Origin of the sequence: Bacillus sp. Y3, from assembly GCF_008123875.1 — a bacterium.
GTDB lineage: Bacteria > Bacillota > Bacilli > Bacillales > Bacillaceae > Bacillus > Bacillus altitudinis.
This window is the reverse complement of record NZ_VSSC01000020.1, coordinates 1-1396: the sequence shown is the minus strand read 5'-3', so window position 1 is coordinate 1396 and position 1396 is coordinate 1. Positions and strand designations below refer to the sequence as shown.

Genomic DNA, 1396 nt, shown 5'->3' with positions numbered 1-1396 from the left:
CCCATTTTATAATAGAGAAAAGCATACTAAAGGAAGGTGTTTTTCTCATGTTCCACACTAGAAATTCTTCTCAGCACGAAGCCGAATTTGTTTTGCTAGATCAATTGGTCGAAGAGGATCACCTGCTTCGTAAAATTGATCAGTACATTGATTTTTCATTTATCATAGACAAAGTAAAACCATATTATAGTGAGAATAAAGGTCGTCCCTCACTTGATCCACTTATTTTGTTTAAAATGATGTTTATCGGATACCTGTACGGTATCCGTTCTGAAAGACAACTTGAAAAAGAAATTTACTATAACATGGCGTATAGATGGTTTTTAGGTTTAAACATCAATGACCCCGTTCCCCATCACTCGACCATTAGCTGGAATCGTCGTACTCGATTTAAAGATACAACCATTTTTCAAGACATTTTCGATGAAATTGTTCTTCAAGCCATCAATCACGATATGGTTGGAGGGCGCGTTCTTTTTACTGACTCCACTCATCTTAAAGCCAATGCCAATAAACATAAATATACAAGAAAAACGATTGAACAAGATACCCAGAACTATATAAATGAATTAGAAGAAGCGATCCAAGAAGATCGGGTGGCACACGGAAAAAAGCCCTTAAAGGTAAAAGAGGAGGTGAAAACGGAAAAAGACATTCGTCAAAGTACGACTGATCCTGAAAGCGGCTATCTTTATCGTGAAAATAAACCAGAAGGCTTTTTCTACCTAGACCATCGTACAACGGATATGAAGTACAATATCATCACAGATGCCCATGTCACGCCTGGCAATGTCCATGATTCCGTTCCGTATCTTGAACGATTGGATCACCAAATCGCACGATTTGGTTTTCAAGTAGACGCAGTTGCCCTTGATTCTGGTTATTTGACCAGCCCAATCTGTAAAGGTTTATCTGATCGCCATATTTTTGGTGTCATCGCACATAGACGTTTTCATCCAACAAGAGGATTATTCGAGAAGTGGAAATTCCAGTATGATTCTGAACACGATCAATACATATGCCCGAATGGTGAAAAGCTTTTATATACCACGACTGATCGAAAAGGTTATAGGTTCTACAAATCAGATCCTAAAAAATGCACATCGTGTCCTTTCCTTGAAAACTGCACAAGATCTAAAAATCATCAAAAGGTCATCTCAAGACATGTGTGGGAGGAACATAAAGAAAAGATCAGGCAAAATCGTCTGTCTGCCGCTGGAAAAGAGCTATATAAAAAAAGAAAAGAAAAAATAGAGCGAAGCTTTGCAGATTCAAAACAACTGCATGGGCTTCGCTACTGCCGGTTAAGGGGAAAACAAAATGTAAGTGAGCAAGTGCTTCTCACAGCTGCCTGCCAGAACATGAAGAAGATTGCCACACACCTAGCAAAGCTAGG

Annotated in this window: 1 protein-coding gene; it reads left to right on the top strand. The window is 38.9% G+C overall.

Annotated elements, in window-relative coordinates; all coding sequences use genetic code 11:
- Nucleotides 1–47: 47 nt before the first annotated feature.
- The coding region (locus FXF70_RS18955) for an IS1182 family transposase (RefSeq protein ID WP_148780898.1) at nt 48–1396 on the top strand (1349 nt) is incomplete at its 3' end.